Source organism: Thermococcus sp., assembly GCF_027023865.1.
Classification (GTDB): Archaea; Methanobacteriota_B; Thermococci; order Thermococcales; family Thermococcaceae; genus Thermococcus.
Genome location: NZ_JALVUC010000019.1, coordinates 304,126 through 317,702 on the forward strand (window position 1 = coordinate 304,126; position 13,577 = coordinate 317,702).

General features: G+C 47.8%; 13 protein-coding genes and 1 CRISPR repeat array. Of the genes, 4 read left to right on the forward strand and 9 right to left on the reverse strand.

Going from position 1 to position 13,577, the window contains the following annotated elements; genetic code table 11:
- The first annotated feature begins 97 nt into the window (after nt 1-97).
- Nucleotides 98-1,315, forward strand: coding sequence for a methionine adenosyltransferase (locus MV421_RS07330; RefSeq protein WP_297417992.1), 1,218 nt, complete (start codon nt 98-100; stop codon nt 1,313-1,315).
- 81 nt (nt 1,316-1,396) lie between these two features.
- Here MV421_RS07330 and MV421_RS07335 read toward each other — a convergent pair whose 3' ends face one another.
- The gene (locus MV421_RS07335) at nt 1,397-1,615 is read right to left on the reverse strand and encodes a hypothetical protein (RefSeq protein WP_297418073.1); all 219 of its coding nucleotides are present in this window, start codon (nt 1,613-1,615) and stop codon (nt 1,397-1,399) included.
- 129 nt (nt 1,616-1,744) lie between these two features.
- Here MV421_RS07335 and MV421_RS07340 point away from each other — a divergent pair, with 129 nt between their 5' ends.
- Entirely contained in the window at nt 1,745-2,287 is a 543-nt protein-coding gene (locus MV421_RS07340) for an adenylate kinase family protein (protein ID WP_297417989.1), read from the forward strand.
- Nucleotides 2,288-2,944, forward strand: a complete 657-nt coding sequence (locus MV421_RS07345) for a metallophosphoesterase (RefSeq protein ID WP_297417986.1) — start codon at nt 2,288-2,290, stop codon at nt 2,942-2,944. It abuts the gene before it with no gap.
- A 1-nt stretch (nt 2,945) separates the two neighbouring features.
- Here MV421_RS07345 and MV421_RS07350 read toward each other — a convergent pair whose 3' ends face one another.
- On the reverse strand, nt 2,946-4,115 hold the full coding sequence (locus MV421_RS07350; protein WP_297418070.1) for a pyridoxal phosphate-dependent aminotransferase: 1,170 nt from the start codon (nt 4,113-4,115) through the stop codon (nt 2,946-2,948).
- Nucleotides 4,116-5,249: 1,134 nt separating this feature from the next.
- Nucleotides 5,250-6,217: a CRISPR direct-repeat array (repeat unit 30 nt; unit sequence GTTTCAATTCTCCTAGAGTCTTATTGCAAC).
- Nucleotides 6,218-6,731: 514 nt separating this feature from the next.
- Here MV421_RS07350 and cas2 point away from each other — a divergent pair.
- On the forward strand, nt 6,732-6,989 hold the full coding sequence (gene cas2, locus MV421_RS07355; RefSeq protein ID WP_297421677.1) for a CRISPR-associated endonuclease Cas2: 258 nt from the start codon (nt 6,732-6,734) through the stop codon (nt 6,987-6,989).
- Here cas2 and MV421_RS07360 read toward each other — a convergent pair.
- The 7 genes from MV421_RS07360 to MV421_RS07390 all read right to left on the reverse strand — a co-directional run.
- Nucleotides 6,982-7,656, reverse strand: a complete 675-nt coding sequence (locus MV421_RS07360; RefSeq protein WP_297421675.1) for a PD-(D/E)XK nuclease family protein — start codon at nt 7,654-7,656, stop codon at nt 6,982-6,984. The two genes, cas2 and MV421_RS07360, sit on opposite strands and share 8 nt — an antisense overlap.
- 50 nt (nt 7,657-7,706) lie before the next feature.
- Complete coding sequence (locus MV421_RS07365) at nt 7,707-8,600, reverse strand: hypothetical protein (RefSeq protein WP_297518075.1); 894 nt, start codon at nt 8,598-8,600, stop codon at nt 7,707-7,709.
- Nucleotides 8,601-8,631: 31 nt separating this feature from the next.
- Nucleotides 8,632-9,621 carry an RAMP superfamily CRISPR-associated protein gene (locus MV421_RS07370; protein WP_297518078.1) on the reverse strand — a complete coding sequence of 330 codons (990 nt, stop codon included), beginning with the start codon at nt 9,619-9,621 and terminating at the stop codon, nt 8,632-8,634.
- Nucleotides 9,590-9,976 (reverse strand): hypothetical protein, encoded by a 387-nt coding sequence (locus tag MV421_RS07375; protein WP_297518081.1) that lies wholly within the window; start codon nt 9,974-9,976, stop codon nt 9,590-9,592. Before MV421_RS07375 ends, MV421_RS07370 begins: the two co-directional genes overlap by 32 nt.
- The gene (locus MV421_RS07380; protein ID WP_297518084.1) at nt 9,960-11,771 is read right to left on the reverse strand and encodes a hypothetical protein; all 1,812 of its coding nucleotides are present in this window, start codon (nt 11,769-11,771) and stop codon (nt 9,960-9,962) included. Before MV421_RS07380 ends, MV421_RS07375 begins: the two co-directional genes overlap by 17 nt.
- Nucleotides 11,740-12,528: a CRISPR-associated endoribonuclease Cas6 gene (cas6, locus tag MV421_RS07385; protein WP_297518087.1), complete on the reverse strand. Its 789-nt coding sequence runs from the start codon at nt 12,526-12,528 to the stop codon at nt 11,740-11,742. Before cas6 ends, MV421_RS07380 begins: the two co-directional genes overlap by 32 nt.
- 326 nt (nt 12,529-12,854) lie before the next feature.
- On the reverse strand, nt 12,855-13,577 hold a 723-nt coding region (locus tag MV421_RS07390), incomplete at its 5' end, for a transposase (RefSeq protein ID WP_297518091.1).

Here is a 13,577-nt window from a genome sequence, read left to right on the forward strand (position 1 = left end):
AATAACCAGTAGGAATATATAACAGTTTTTTTCATGCCGAAAATTATATAAGGGTGCCGCCGAAGGGTCTCTGCTCAACCGGAAGGTGGTGACGCTCATGAACGAAAAGGTGAGGAACATAGTTGTTGAGGAAATGGTAAGGACTCCCGTTGAGATGCAGAAAGTGGAACTCGTTGAGAGGAAGGGCATCGGCCACCCGGACAGCATTGCCGACGGCATAGCCGAGGCGGTCAGCAGGTCACTAAGCAGGGAGTACATAAAAAGGTACGGTATAATCCTCCACCACAACACTGACCAAGTTGAAGTTGTCGGGGGTAAGGCCTACCCCCAGTTCGGCGGCGGCGAGGTCATAAAGCCGATCTACATCCTCCTCTCTGGGAGGGCAGTCGAACTTGTTGATAAGGAAATCTTCCCGGTCCATGAGGTTGCCATAAAGGCCGCCCGCGACTACCTAAAGAAGGCCGTTCGTCACCTCGACCTCGAGCACCATGTCGTCATTGACTCCCGCATCGGTCAGGGAAGCGTCGATCTCGTTGGGGTTTTCAACAAAGCCAGAGAAAACCCAATTCCTCTGGCGAACGACACCAGCTTCGGCGTCGGCTACGCCCCGCTTAGTGAGACTGAAAGGATAGTCTACGAGACGGAGAAGCTCCTCAACGGCGACGAGTTCAAGAAGAAGTGGCCTGCCATCGGTGAGGACATTAAGGTAATGGGGCTTAGAAAGGGCGACGAGATTGACCTCACGATAGCGGCAGCGATAGTTGACAGCGAGGTTGACAACCCTGACGACTACATGGCCGTTAAGGAGGCCATCTACGAGGCCGCGAGAGGGATAGTTGAGTCCCACACCGAGAGACCGACCAAGATCTACGTCAACACCGCGGACGACCCGAAGAAAGACATCTACTACATCACCGTCACCGGAACGAGCGCTGAAGCTGGAGATGACGGAAGCGTTGGAAGGGGCAACCGCGTAAACGGCCTGATACCACCCAACCGGCACATGAGTATGGAGGCCGCCGCGGGTAAGAACCCGGTCAGCCACGTCGGAAAGATTTACAATCTCCTCTCAATGCTCATTGCTAATGACATTGCTGAACAGATAGAGGGTGTGGAAGAGGTCTACGTCAGGATTCTGAGCCAGATAGGCAAGCCCATCGACGAACCTCTCGTTGCCAGCATCCAAGTTATCCCAAAGAAAGGCTACCACCTCGAGACCATCCAGAAGCCGGCCTATGAGATAGCGGACGCCTGGCTCTCGGACATAACCAAGATCCAGAAGATGATACTCGAGGACAAGCTCAACGTTTTCTGATTCCTTCCCTTTTCTCCTTCGTTATCCAACGTTCAGAACCGAATCGAAGAAAGCAGTAAATTCTAGAAGAAGGTAAGGGCCTCACAGGGAGGGCGTCCCCTGCTTTAGGGCGCGGAGGAGCTTTGCCTCCTCAAATGCGAGGGCAACTTTCTCCTTCTTAACCTTAGCGAGCTGGACCGCCTTGACCTGCTTCTGGCGGGCGAGCCTCACGAGCCTGGCCTCCTCCTTGAGGAGTGACTCCTTCCTCTTCTTAACGACCTCAAGCCTCCTCTCGAGAAGTGTGGATTTCAACCTCTCCATATGTATCACCTGCTCTATTAAGGGTATCCAAACCTTATAAGCTTTTCGCCAAATGCTATGAATACCTTCGTCAATCGCCGAGGAACACGCCTATAAACTAGGAGAACGAAGGGATACACCGGTGGAAAGATGATAATCGCCGTGACAGGGACCCCTGGTGTGGGAAAAACGACCGTTTCAAAGCTCCTGAGCAGGAGGCTGGGCTACGGGTACGTCGGAGTTAAGGAGTTCGCTGTTGAGAACGGTATAGGCAGACCGATAGGAGAAGAACTGGAAATAGATGTTGATGAACTTGCGGGGAAGATGGAGAAGGCGTTTAGCGGAAAAAACGTCGTTATCGATGGCCATTTGAGCCACTTCGTCCCTGCAGACCTCGTTATAGTCCTCCGTGCTCATCCAAAACTCGTCGCTGATAGGCTGAAAAAGAGAGGTTACTCAAGGAAAAAGCTGTCAGAGAACGTTGAGGCCGAATTCATAGATGTCATCCTCGTCGAGGCCCTCGAGGAGAACGAACGCGTTATTGAGGTTGATGCGACTGGAAAAACCCCGGGGGAGATCGTTGAGGAGATAATTGGCCTCCTAGCGAGGGGAACCCAAAAACGCGTCGGAGTAGTAGACTGGAGCGATGCATACGATGAGGTGATTCCCTACCTGGACCTTGGAGGTGATTGAATGAGAATCCTGGCCATCACCGACGTCCACGGACGGGTTTCAGAGGTTGAGAAGCTCACCGAGAAGGTTCTGGAGATAGAGCCAGGCCTGATTCTACTTGCCGGGGACATAACCCACTTCTCAGGAAGGGACTCGGCCAGAAAGGTTCTCAAACCGTTGCTCACCCTTAACGTACCCATTCTCGCAGTTCACGGCAACTGCGACGGACGGGACGTTCCGGTTCTCCTTGAGGAACTTGGAATCGGCCTCCATAACAGGAGGGTCAAGTTTAAAGGTACTGGGATAGTGGGAATCGGCGGTTCCAATATCACCCCCTTCAACACCGTCTGGGAGCTAACGGAGGACGAGATGAGAGCGATACTTGAGAAAAACTACCACGATGGAGATGTAGTCCTTTCCCACACTCCGCCGAAGGATACAAGGGCTGATAGAGTTCACTCGGGACTCCACGTCGGTAGCCTATCGCTCAGGGAGTTCATTGAAGAGAGACAGCCCCCGCTCGTCGTCTGCGGCCACATCCACGAGGCGAGAAGCACTGACAAGATCAGTGAAACGGTCATTGTAAACCCCGGCCCACTCTTTAAGGGTTACTACTCGGTAATAGAGTTTGATGAAAGGGAGAAAAAGGTGAGGAATGTGGAGCTGACAAGGCTCTAGTTCAAACCAGCTTCTTTTCCTTTAGGACTCTCTCCATCCTGTCCATCGCTTCCTCGAGCTTCTCATACGCTGTAGCATAGCTTATCCGGATATAGCCCTCGCCGGCCTTCCCAAAAGCGCTTCCCGGAACCACCGCAACCCTCGCATCCTTGAGCATCAGCTCGCTGAATTGATGATCGGTTAGACCCGTATCCCTGATACGCGGGAGGATGTAGAAGGCCCCCCTAGGCTTGACCGTCGGGAGTCCCATCTCGTTGAGCCTCCTCCAGACGAGGTTCCTCCTCCTGTCGTACTCCCTTCTCATCCCCTCGACTGCCTTCCAGCTCCTCTCGTCGTCAAGAGCTTTAGCTGCCGCGTACTGGGTGAAGGTAACAGGGCAGGTTGCGTTGTACATCTGGAAGCGGGTCATCCTCTCGATTATCCAGGCAGGGGCCGCAACGAAGCCGAGCCTCCATCCGGTCATTGCGAAAGTCTTCGAGAACCCGTTAACCGTTATGGTCCTTTCGAACATGCCGTCAAGGGAAGCGATGCTGTGATTCTTAACGCCGTCGTAGACGAAGTGTTCGTAAACCTCATCGCTAAAGATCATGAGGTCGTGCTCCACCGCGAAGTCCGCTACTTCTTTAATGTCTTTCCTCATCAGAACCGCACCTGTCGGATTGTTTGGTGTGTTTAGGATAAGCGCGCGGGTTTTTTCAGTAACGTGCTTCTCCAAGTCGTCAACCGAAAGGCGGAACTCGTTCTCCTCGTAGGTTGGCACCTCCACGGGCTTCCCTCCGGCGAGGATAACTGCAGGAGCATAGGTTACAAAGGCGGGACTTGGGATGAGAACTTCCTCACCATCCTTAAGGAAGGCCGCAAATCCCATCAGAAACGCCTGGTTTGCTCCCGCAAGAACCATTATTTCCGTCTTTGGATTTGCTTCAATGCCATTCTGCTCCTTGAACTTCTTTGCGAGGACCTCACGGAGCATCGGAAGTCCCGCGTTGGGGCCATAGTGGGTCATTCCCTTATCAAGGGCCTCCTTGGCATACTCCATAATATGCTTGGGTGTTACAAAGTCCGGTTCACCTATTCCCAGGGAGATAAGGCCCTCAATATCCTGGGCGAGATCAAAGAGCTTCCTTATCTCAGAAGGATTGACGAGTTTCAGCCTGTCGCTCAGCGCCATGAGGATCACCGACAACCATTGGAACCAATGCTTATAACGTTACCTCAACGAAAAAATGTTCATCGAAGTGCTGAATGCTACATTAAAGCAAGTTATTACATTTCTCTTTGTGAAATATTGCACTCGAGCTGATCTCTTCCCTGCTTTTAAGGTGGGCTTGAAAAGAAAATCTCCGTTTTCTTGTACTCTGACTTTTTCTTTTTGCAAGCCTCGCCCTTCAGGGTGGGGGGGAGGTCATAAGCTGTAATCCTATAAAGTTTCAGAACTAGTTAGTACCTTGAGACAAGGAAAATGTGAGGCAACGCTTAACGTTGAGGCTAAGCTGGAATGCCGATGGATTTGGTACGTACTCTTACACAGTTATCTTTGCTTTAACGGGAGAAAAATCTACACTCTGTAGATAGAAAACAGTGAAACATTCGGGAGATTCTAAGTTTGGAGGTCACTGGCAATTTACACTCTTATACACCTCTTTAACAAAAGATTTTTCTCTGGTTTTCAACAACCCTCGTCCTTCAGGATCTTTCCAATGTCTCTTAGGCTCATCCTGTACTTTTTAGCGAGCTCCCTCGTTGAGAGGCTCCTCCGGTAACCCCCATTATCCTCTCAGCCAACTCCACTCCCCCACCTCCTTGATACCCTGATACCTTGATACCATGTTTCTACATTTTCACTTTTTCTACTCACTTACACTTTTACTCTCTTCACGTTTACACTCTAACTCCTTTTTCACTTCTGCACTTTCACTCTTTCTACACTTTTACACCTCGACAACGCGTGAGAAACTCACGCATATTATTCATATGTATAGAGTAAAAGTGTATTTCGAAGTGAAAATAGTGAAAATGGTGTAAACGTCACAGCGCCCGTGCGCCACATCACAATAATGACATGTGCCCACCACACCCCACACTTTTACAAAAAAACCACCTTTTTCGATAGTTATTTGTAGAAATTGTTTTTTCGTCCACTTCCACTTTCACTATTACCTACGCTTCTACCGTAGTTTTTTGAACGCTTTTTCCGTATATAATTGTGAAAATTGTAGAAGAGTCTTATTGCAACCTCCGCTACCGCCCTCTCAAGAGAACACTGACCTCCTCCTTTTCACAAGCCTCGCCCTTCAGGGTATGACTTTCAATTCTCCTAGAGTCTTATTGCAACTCGAACCTGCCCCTGACGGGTATTAGTGCTTACTACAGTTTCAATTCTCCTAGAGTCTTATTGCAACACCCTTATTACAACTTCACCCAGCCCACCAACACCGAGTTTCAATTCTCCTAGAGTCTTATTGCAACTGGGCTGAACTACATAATAATGAACAAACTGATTCCAGGTTTCAATTCTCCTAGAGTCTTATTGCAACCTTGTCAGCAGGGCAAAGGAGCTTTACCGTGCCCTAAGTTTCAATTCTCCTAGAGTCTTATTGCAACGTGCGTCCCAAGTAGTTGATCGAGAAAGTCCTCGACGTTTCAATTCTCCTAGAGTCTTATTGCAACGCATACGAGGCCGAGTTCAGGCTCAAGGGGCTTAAAGGTTTCAATTCTCCTAGAGTCTTATTGCAACAACGTGGCTAAAAGAAAAAACTCCAAAATTCATATGGGGTTTCAATTCTCCTAGAGTCTTATTGCAACCGTGTGTGGATACAAAGCACGGATAATTTAATCATCATGTTTCAATTCTCCTAGAGTCTTATTGCAACATAAACAAAAAATAAAAAGGGTTGTCATGGAAACATAGTTTCAATTCTCCTAGAGTCTTATTGCAACATAAACAAAAAATAAAAAGGGTTGTCATGGAAACATAGTTTCAATTCTCCTAGAGTCTTATTGCAACAGCTTTTTCGCCTCAAAGTCTTCCTGCCACCGCTTCGTTTCAATTCTCCTAGAGTCTTATTGCAACATGAGTGTGGCCATCAGCTGGTCGTTGGAGCTTCCAGGTTTCAATTCTCCTAGAGTCTTATTGCAACAACCTTAGCCCGCCCAACGCCAGCATCCGACGTCACGTTTCAATTCTCCTAGAGTCTTATTGCAACGCCACGAATACGAACCCGGAGGTATCGCTTTGAAGAAGTTTCAATTCTCCTAGAGTCTTATTGCAACAGGTCGACTTTTTCTTCCATTTGCTCTATGGGACGATAAGAACTCTCAAATCTTATAAACTTTTTCCCAGAGGGGTCTTGGGAAAGCCCTGAGATAGATGGATTTCCGCCCATTGGATGGTTGGGTTCAGCAGATAACTTCATGCCATAAGGGCGTTTCTGGGGTGAACTTTTATGTACACGAAACCTCCAGAGGGGAAAATGCTCTTAAACCGACTAAAACACTCTTTAAAACCCTTAATTCAAAAACATGTTGATTTCTACTGGGGTACCAGAGATTTCCACTCCTCACAACCCTCCGTTCAAAACTTTGAAAAAATTTCGTTACAAGTTACGTTAAATTATGTAACTTATTGTTAGACAATAACTAAAAGTTACTAAAGACTTCCAAAACCTCCACTGAGGAGGTTTCCCAAAAAGTAGTCCTCATAAATACTAGCTTTGTGATTAAGACCGTCTAAGGTTGATACGGAAAAGGCCTAAAAGCTAGGAGTCATAATTCTGGTGGTGGTAGTGTGTACATTGTCATCGTCTACGACGTCTCGGTCGAGCGGGTTAACAAGGTGAAGAAGTTCCTCCGCCAGCATCTTCACTGGGTTCAGAACAGCGTCTTCGAGGGAGAAGTAACCAGGGCCGAGTTCGAGCGTATAAAGGCCGGCCTGAAAGACCTCATTGAGGAGGATGAGGACTCCGTCGTGATCTACAGACTCCGCTCGATGCCCCAGCGAGATGTAATGGGGGTGGAGAAGAACCCGCTGGAGGACATCATCTAGACTTCTCCCATGGTCTGTCTACCGCGCTGCATATGGGTTTGAATAGGCATGACTCGCATTCAGTATGATAACGTGGGATTATCCACGCCGGGAACTTTCCCTGCTCAAGGGCCTCCACGCCATTTATCACGACCCTCGCGCGCCCCAGCATCTTGCTGAATGCCTCTTCGTCCCTCTCCACTTTGAAGTGCCTGAAGTCGAGGCCGTCCCTGTCGAAGACGTAGATGTAGCCCTCATCCAAGCCGGCCATGTTAAGGTAGGCGTTGAGCTGCTCCACCCATATCTTCGAGGGCTCCTCCATCTCGTCGAGGCTTCCGAGCCCGTTCTCCTGGTTGAAGCCCTTGAGCTTGAACTCCAGCACCCTGTCCCCAAGTATTGCGTCCGCCCTCCCCACGAGAATCCAGCCGTCGGTGATTCCGTACTCCAGCGGCACCTCAAACTCTATCTCCTCCAGGTCAACGTTCTCCTGCACCCATCTGTGGAGCAGCGTCCCGAGGAGCATCTCCCCGGTGCGCTCGTACTTGAATGTCCCAAGGTAGGTCGAGAGCGCCGCCCTCCTGAGGCAGAAGCTCAAAGAGGTCACCCATATCCTCCTCGGCGATCTCTTTCCTGCTATCTTGTTCCTTATCTCCCGGTTGAACGTTTCGAGCCTGTCGGGATTTTCCATTTACATCACCTCAGAACCATACCACCAGTAGTTTTTTATGTAGCCATTTGTTATTCTGCAAGGAATAATGCTAACTTGACTACCAAGTTCCTTCTCCAGTACGGTGGCCTCTCCGCACCGTATCCAATTTTGGAGTCTAAAAGAGAGAGCTTATTATACCCTATATCTTTTGGCGGTTTTGTCATAATCTTAGCAATTTTTTCTGGTGAAATTGGCCTCCATGTTTCCAAGAATCTTGACTCTCCTTGTGTGTGAAGGATATAATCAGATGTTATATTCTTGTTCTCTAACTTATAGCTCTGGTACTCCAGAAGGTCACCCCACCCCATATTGCGTTTCTTGCCTATCCCAAATTTCCCCAAGATGCGTAGGAGTTCATCAAGCTTTCTTTGAGAAATACCGTTAACAATTGAGGCCCACATTAAGTTTGGAGTATATAACCTTAGTGAATAATCCACGGCCTTATAGGGGCCGCTCTGGGAACTTGGGAGTCCCTTGGTTTTCTTTGTTAAGCTAACCCCCATGGAGTTACGCAAGATTTCGACTTTGATTGTATCATCTCTCCGTCCAAGTCGTAGGAATATTTGAGACGACTCCCACTTTTTAGGGCGTTGCCCCTCTGAGAACTCATAACGAGCTTCGTCATCAACATTAAATACTGCCTTGAATCCCATAGGCGTTGTTATTGTGAGAGTCTCCTTGTTTACAGTGCAGGGCAACAAATACGAACTTCTGATATCGGATACCCATTCCAATTCTTTTGCCGTTAAGACGTCTTCTAAGTATTTAGCTCTCCAATCTGGGTCGTTTGAGAGCTTTGTTTTATAGTACTCTGTGAATGCTAAAGGACCGTCTAATGGTATCAATTCCTGAGAAAGCTCATTTGGGTTAGAAAGAGAGAAGGACAGAGGATAAGCTCTGAACCTTAGAGTTACCAGATACATCACTGCACCTCCGGCGAGTCTTTTAAGTTCCTCATGCCCCTGAACCTTTTCCGTCGGTTCCTGCAGTTCCACTAGAATTGGAGGAACTCTTGAAGAAGCTGTTGGGATTTGTCTCTAATGCATTTAGTATCGTGTTTAGGTTGTCCTGGATGTTGTTAGTATAAGCCTTAATAAAGTCCTCCCGTTTTTTGTCGTCAATCCCAGATAGCTCGATTTTTACTTTCCCAAGACCCCCTGCAACACGACCACCAATTTTGTCCAGACGTTCGAGGGTCTTTAGAACGAGCCCCCATTCTGCGTCTGTCATCGGAATTATATCTTCAACATAGCTGTAGAATACTGTTCCCGGAACAACCACCTGCCTGTATAACCTCTGTTGTACTGCGCTGTCCCCAGCTTTGGCCTCTTCAATTTTGCCCTGAACGTTTAGCAGTTCCTTTAGCTGCATTACTTTGTTCGTATCGTCTTTGCGGGTTATTAAAACCGAAGAGGTAATCTCTGAAAGAGCAGGGGTACTCTCGTTGAGGGAAACCCCGAGATCAGTTAGCAAAGACTTTGTTTCTTTAGTAACTGGATATCCAATTCCAACCTTAATCCTCCCCGGGATGATTATTTTCTTTAGGGCAACCCCCATTATGGAGAGTGGCAGGAGAGGGTAGATGTAATTCTCCATTATCTCTTTGATGTTGGGCATGCCTTGGGATTTCTCTTCACCGCTAAGTATCCCTCCACTAAATAGAGACATGAGTGTTCCAATGTGTGCATTTAAAGACTCCTGTTTTTCTGGAGCTCCAGTTTCCTTCTTCGATTCCGTTAGGGCACTTTTCACATCCTCTAGGAACTGGAGCGCCATCTGATCTCTCAAAACTCCCCTAAGGCTGTTGCCTGGAATCACTGGAACCTCGAGTGCAGTGCCATCTTCCTTAACTATTGGTAGGGAATAGAGTAGAGTCTCTATTCCTATGGACTCATACCCAACACTTATAGGCTCAAGAGCCTTCATCTTCAGTACTACTCTCATTTTTGCCACCTCCAGATATGCTTTCAACATACGCTGCATAAAGAACCGTGCTCAGGTAAGGGTAGGCCTTTAGAAACTTGAGAACTTCCCCCTCGTGCTCTTTTGCTTTCCTGTATACTTCTTTGAAGTTTTCTCCTTTTTCTCGTGAAACAAAGAGGGAATCACCAGCTACCTGGTTGAGTAGTTTCTCAACAAATTCGTTGAGGTCATTGGAGCTCTTGGCGACTACTGCTATCCTCTTTGCAAGGATCGAATACTTTTTTCTGCGAACTTTGTCCCCCATAGACCCCCAGTCTACGAGGCCATCTATAGCACCCAACAAGGAAACAACTAAATCCTCAATTTTTTCTTGCACGGGAGCCACCTCCTTTTTGTATAGCAACTTTGGGAACCCCAAAAATCGGATTATAAACACTCCTGATCCTCTGAACAAGATTCGGACCGGTATTTGGATGAGAACTGTAAAACTTCCTTGCTATTGCGAACTCTTCAGAGGTCATGTCCTTTTCATTCCCTGGGAACACAACTCTGGAGTGAATGCCGCTTTGAAGAACAAACTTCTTCTTTGAATAGCGTAAGGCAACACTTAGAACTTGGGGAGTCATATCTGCGATGTATGGATAAATGACCACTTTGGGATTTAAGTAAAATGCTGTTGCCCATTCGTTTTTCTTAGTTATTTTTTGCAACTCTTTGGATCTATGGAGGGAGTAATACACCTCACTCAGTAACTCAAGCCATATTTTTGAGGATATGCTCCGCAGGAGGTTCTCACTTCTGAAGATCGGAACCTCAGTAGATATGAGACGCATTTCTAATACCGCTTCCTCAGCGAGATACTTGTTCACCCCTTGGGCTCTAAATAGTTCTTCGATTTCAAACCCAAGCTTACATGCAGGACATACGCTCGCTCCATGCGTTAAAAGAAGCCATGTATCTGTGAACTTATTTGCCATAATGCTTTTCACTTTTTCATTGTTACTGATAGATTCTCCAGGTTCGCCACAGAAAATACACATGGTGTCGCTCTCAAATTCGCCAGTTAAAGATCTTGCAATTTTTGATATATCAATGCTATTAAATGCAGTTTCCTGTTTGTTCTTTGAGAGAGAGCGCTTGAGGTCTTCAATTAACGTACCAAGAAGAGTATCTAAGGGTAGTAAACCATTTCCAGCATCAACATAGACCAAATAGGCGTCTTGGGTCCCAGCAAAATATATAGTAGATAAAGCCATTCCGAATGGCACTTTAACGCCCCGGATCATCTTTGCTTTTGTGTCTATATCGAGCACTATCTCCGATCCCTCGTAGTATTCGAAGTAGAAAGCTTCCTTATGGAACTTGGAAGGTAGGGGTATAATCATCGTGTTTTCTTTAATTTCAATTTTCCAGTCGTTTTCCTGTATTAGCTTCCCCACGTCTTCTATTCTTTTAAGATATGGGATAGGTCTATACTCATACCGAATTCTTGAAACACCCAGTATCTTTTGAAATCTTTCCGCGTACCTACGGCTTAACTCCTTAGAAAGCATCTCTTTCAGCAAAGCTAGTAGGAACATCCTATACTTTCCAGGAACTCGTAAGTGCTGGATAATTACATAATCATCTCTCTGTGGCAAAGCGAAGGGTAAGCTAGTTTCTAATGCAGAAATAAGCTTGCTATTTTCGATTTGACATATTTCATTGCACCCTCTCGTTTTATAGTTCGGATGGTGCCATTGAGATATCCTAGCAACGTTAAAAACATTAATCGAGTCCTTAAACTCAGACAACAGTTGAACGTATGTCTTCTGGTTTGTTATATAGTGATACCAGCCCCACCGGTTTTTTCTTGTGTTCCACCTAAAGTCGAATACCGGCTTGTAATAGTCATGAATTAAAGCCGCTAGTGTTGTCTCTGGCGAATTGAACTTCAAAGATGCTGTGGCAACTGATATCAGGTGGTGAGTCAACTCGTCTAAGTGGGGCAACCCACTTACCCGATCTGTTCTAGCTATTGTGCCCTTGATTAAAGCGAAACTTGATTCTTGGTTTAACGTTTCTGCCTGTTGGGTACGGGAAGACATGACAGACTTGTCTTTTGATTTACGAGAGTTGCGTTTTATTGTCAGGAACTCATCAAGCCTCTTTTCCCTTCCGATCTTTTCCACCTCCCCTCCAGCTCTTCTTCACCCTCTGCCTTCTCCCATCAACCTTCACCATCCCGAAGCCTATCGAGTTCTTCTCCCCGAAGCCGGCTAGATAACCGGCCCTGAGCAAACCTTCGTCGCCCTTCGCGCGGAAGACCAAATGCCAGGCGGTCTGGAAGATGCCCGGCTTGACCTCGAAGCGCTTGGGCTTTGCACTTAACACCTTCATCTCGAACTCCTCCGGCGGCCTGGCCCCGTGGAGGTGCATGTACTTCTCCCTGAGGTTCTCCCTCATCAGCTCGTAGAACTCCGGCTCCGCGGGGGAGAGGTCGTAGCTCTTCGGCCTTCCGAACTGGACCCTCCTGGTAGTTACCGCCACCGGCGAGAGCGTCACGAACTTCCTACCGCTCAGCTTCTCCGGCTCGTACAGGGCTTTAACCGTCTCCGCTGTGAAGCGCTCATCCCAGAGCTCCACTTCAGGCCGCTGAAGTAGCCCTCCTATGAAGGCCTCCGCTATCTCAGGGACGGCGGTCGAGAAGTAGAAGAAGCCGTGTCCGTGGCTGAGCAGTCCGCTCCTGTCCTCGGCAAGCTCCCTCCTCTCCGCCATGAAGAGCGAGTACGTGAAGAGCTTTGGGACCTTTGGGGAATGGAGACTTAAACTAAGGTCAGGGTTAATCCGGCCGATACTGCGGTATATGAGCCCCTGGAGGTGGTGCTGGTGGCTGAAGGGGATCCTAAAGGGCTCGTTCTCGGGCAGGAGTCTTATTAAGAACCGCAATCCAACCCCTCCGGTGTATGACTTGAAACAACCGGGGGCGGTACGATTCAAAACCTTATAAGGCTTGCCCCTATCAGGAGTGTAAATCAAAATATTACAAAAAGTTCCATACTACGAGATTGAAAGGAGTAACCTGCTTCTGCTGGAGGCTCATCAAAGGCCCGGGAAGTTCGGTAGGAAGTCTTTGCGTTCTATGAGGGATACGATAACCTGCTATTATCTACGACCCAATTTAGGGTTGTGGTAGATGAAACCATCAGAGAAACGATCGCTGGAAAGCATAAACTGACCTTCTCCCCGCCGTGAAGGGCGAGGGTTCCAACGAGCTAACCCCTCGCTAAGGGTGGAGAGGTTTGAGGGGCTTCATTAAAACCCAAACCAAAACGGGCTTTCAGCCCCTCTGGCCGGGTCTTCGGCCAGTTACCCCTCCCTTGAGCGAACAAACCGCCCAAGTTCGGGGTTATGGTTTTTACCGCTTTTCTCAAAATGTTAAAAGCACCAACTAAATCCGCGTTAAACACAAGCCCCGTTACGGGACACTTAAACAATCCTCGAACAAAGCGAGCCCCATAGTGAGGCTTCCCGCAGACAGGGCAGGTCTTAGAAGTGAAAGCCTCATCAACGACATCAACGCTAATACCATACTCCTCGGCAACCTCCCTGAGGCGTTGAATCACCGTGTTAAACCGCCAGACGTGAGAAAGAAGGAAGTTTTGCCTCGTCCCCTTATCAGAGTTTCTACTGATGCCTTTAGGATAACCGACCACGATCCTTGAAACTCCGAGGTGATAAAGCCTCTCGACGGTCTGCCTCACGGCAGTGTTAATGTAGTGCTTGGCTTGGAGTTTGGCCTTCTGATGAAGAGCTTTGAGTTTTCTGCTCTTTTTAGTCCCGCTCTTGTTGAGTTTTGACTGATAGTCAACAATCTTCTTCCGCCAGTAGAAGGCAATGCTCTTGAGTGGTCTTCCGTTCACGAGAAAACTTTCTCCATTCTCGACATAGACGGCCATTAAATTGTTCACTCCTAAATCAATTCCAGCAGAGAGGTT

Bases quoted from the DNA above. Each gene is read 5' to 3' on its own strand.
- MV421_RS07370 (WP_297518078.1), bottom strand. From the start codon at position 9,621: ATGAGAGTAGTACTGAAGATGAAGGCTCTTGAGCCTATAAGTGTTGGG.
- MV421_RS07330 (WP_297417992.1), top strand. From the start codon at position 98: ATGAACGAAAAGGTGAGGAACATAGTTGTTGAGGAAATGGTAAGGACT.
- MV421_RS07360 (WP_297421675.1), bottom strand. From the start codon at position 7,656: ATGGAAAATCCCGACAGGCTCGAAACGTTCAACCGGGAGATAAGGAAC.
- MV421_RS07345 (WP_297417986.1), top strand. From the start codon at position 2,288: ATGAGAATCCTGGCCATCACCGACGTCCACGGACGGGTTTCAGAGGTT.
- MV421_RS07365 (WP_297518075.1), bottom strand. From the start codon at position 8,600: ATGTATCTGGTAACTCTAAGGTTCAGAGCTTATCCTCTGTCCTTCTCT.
- MV421_RS07340 (WP_297417989.1), top strand. From the start codon at position 1,745: ATGATAATCGCCGTGACAGGGACCCCTGGTGTGGGAAAAACGACCGTT.
- MV421_RS07335 (WP_297418073.1), bottom strand. From the start codon at position 1,615: ATGGAGAGGTTGAAATCCACACTTCTCGAGAGGAGGCTTGAGGTCGTT.
- MV421_RS07350 (WP_297418070.1), bottom strand. From the start codon at position 4,115: ATGGCGCTGAGCGACAGGCTGAAACTCGTCAATCCTTCTGAGATAAGG.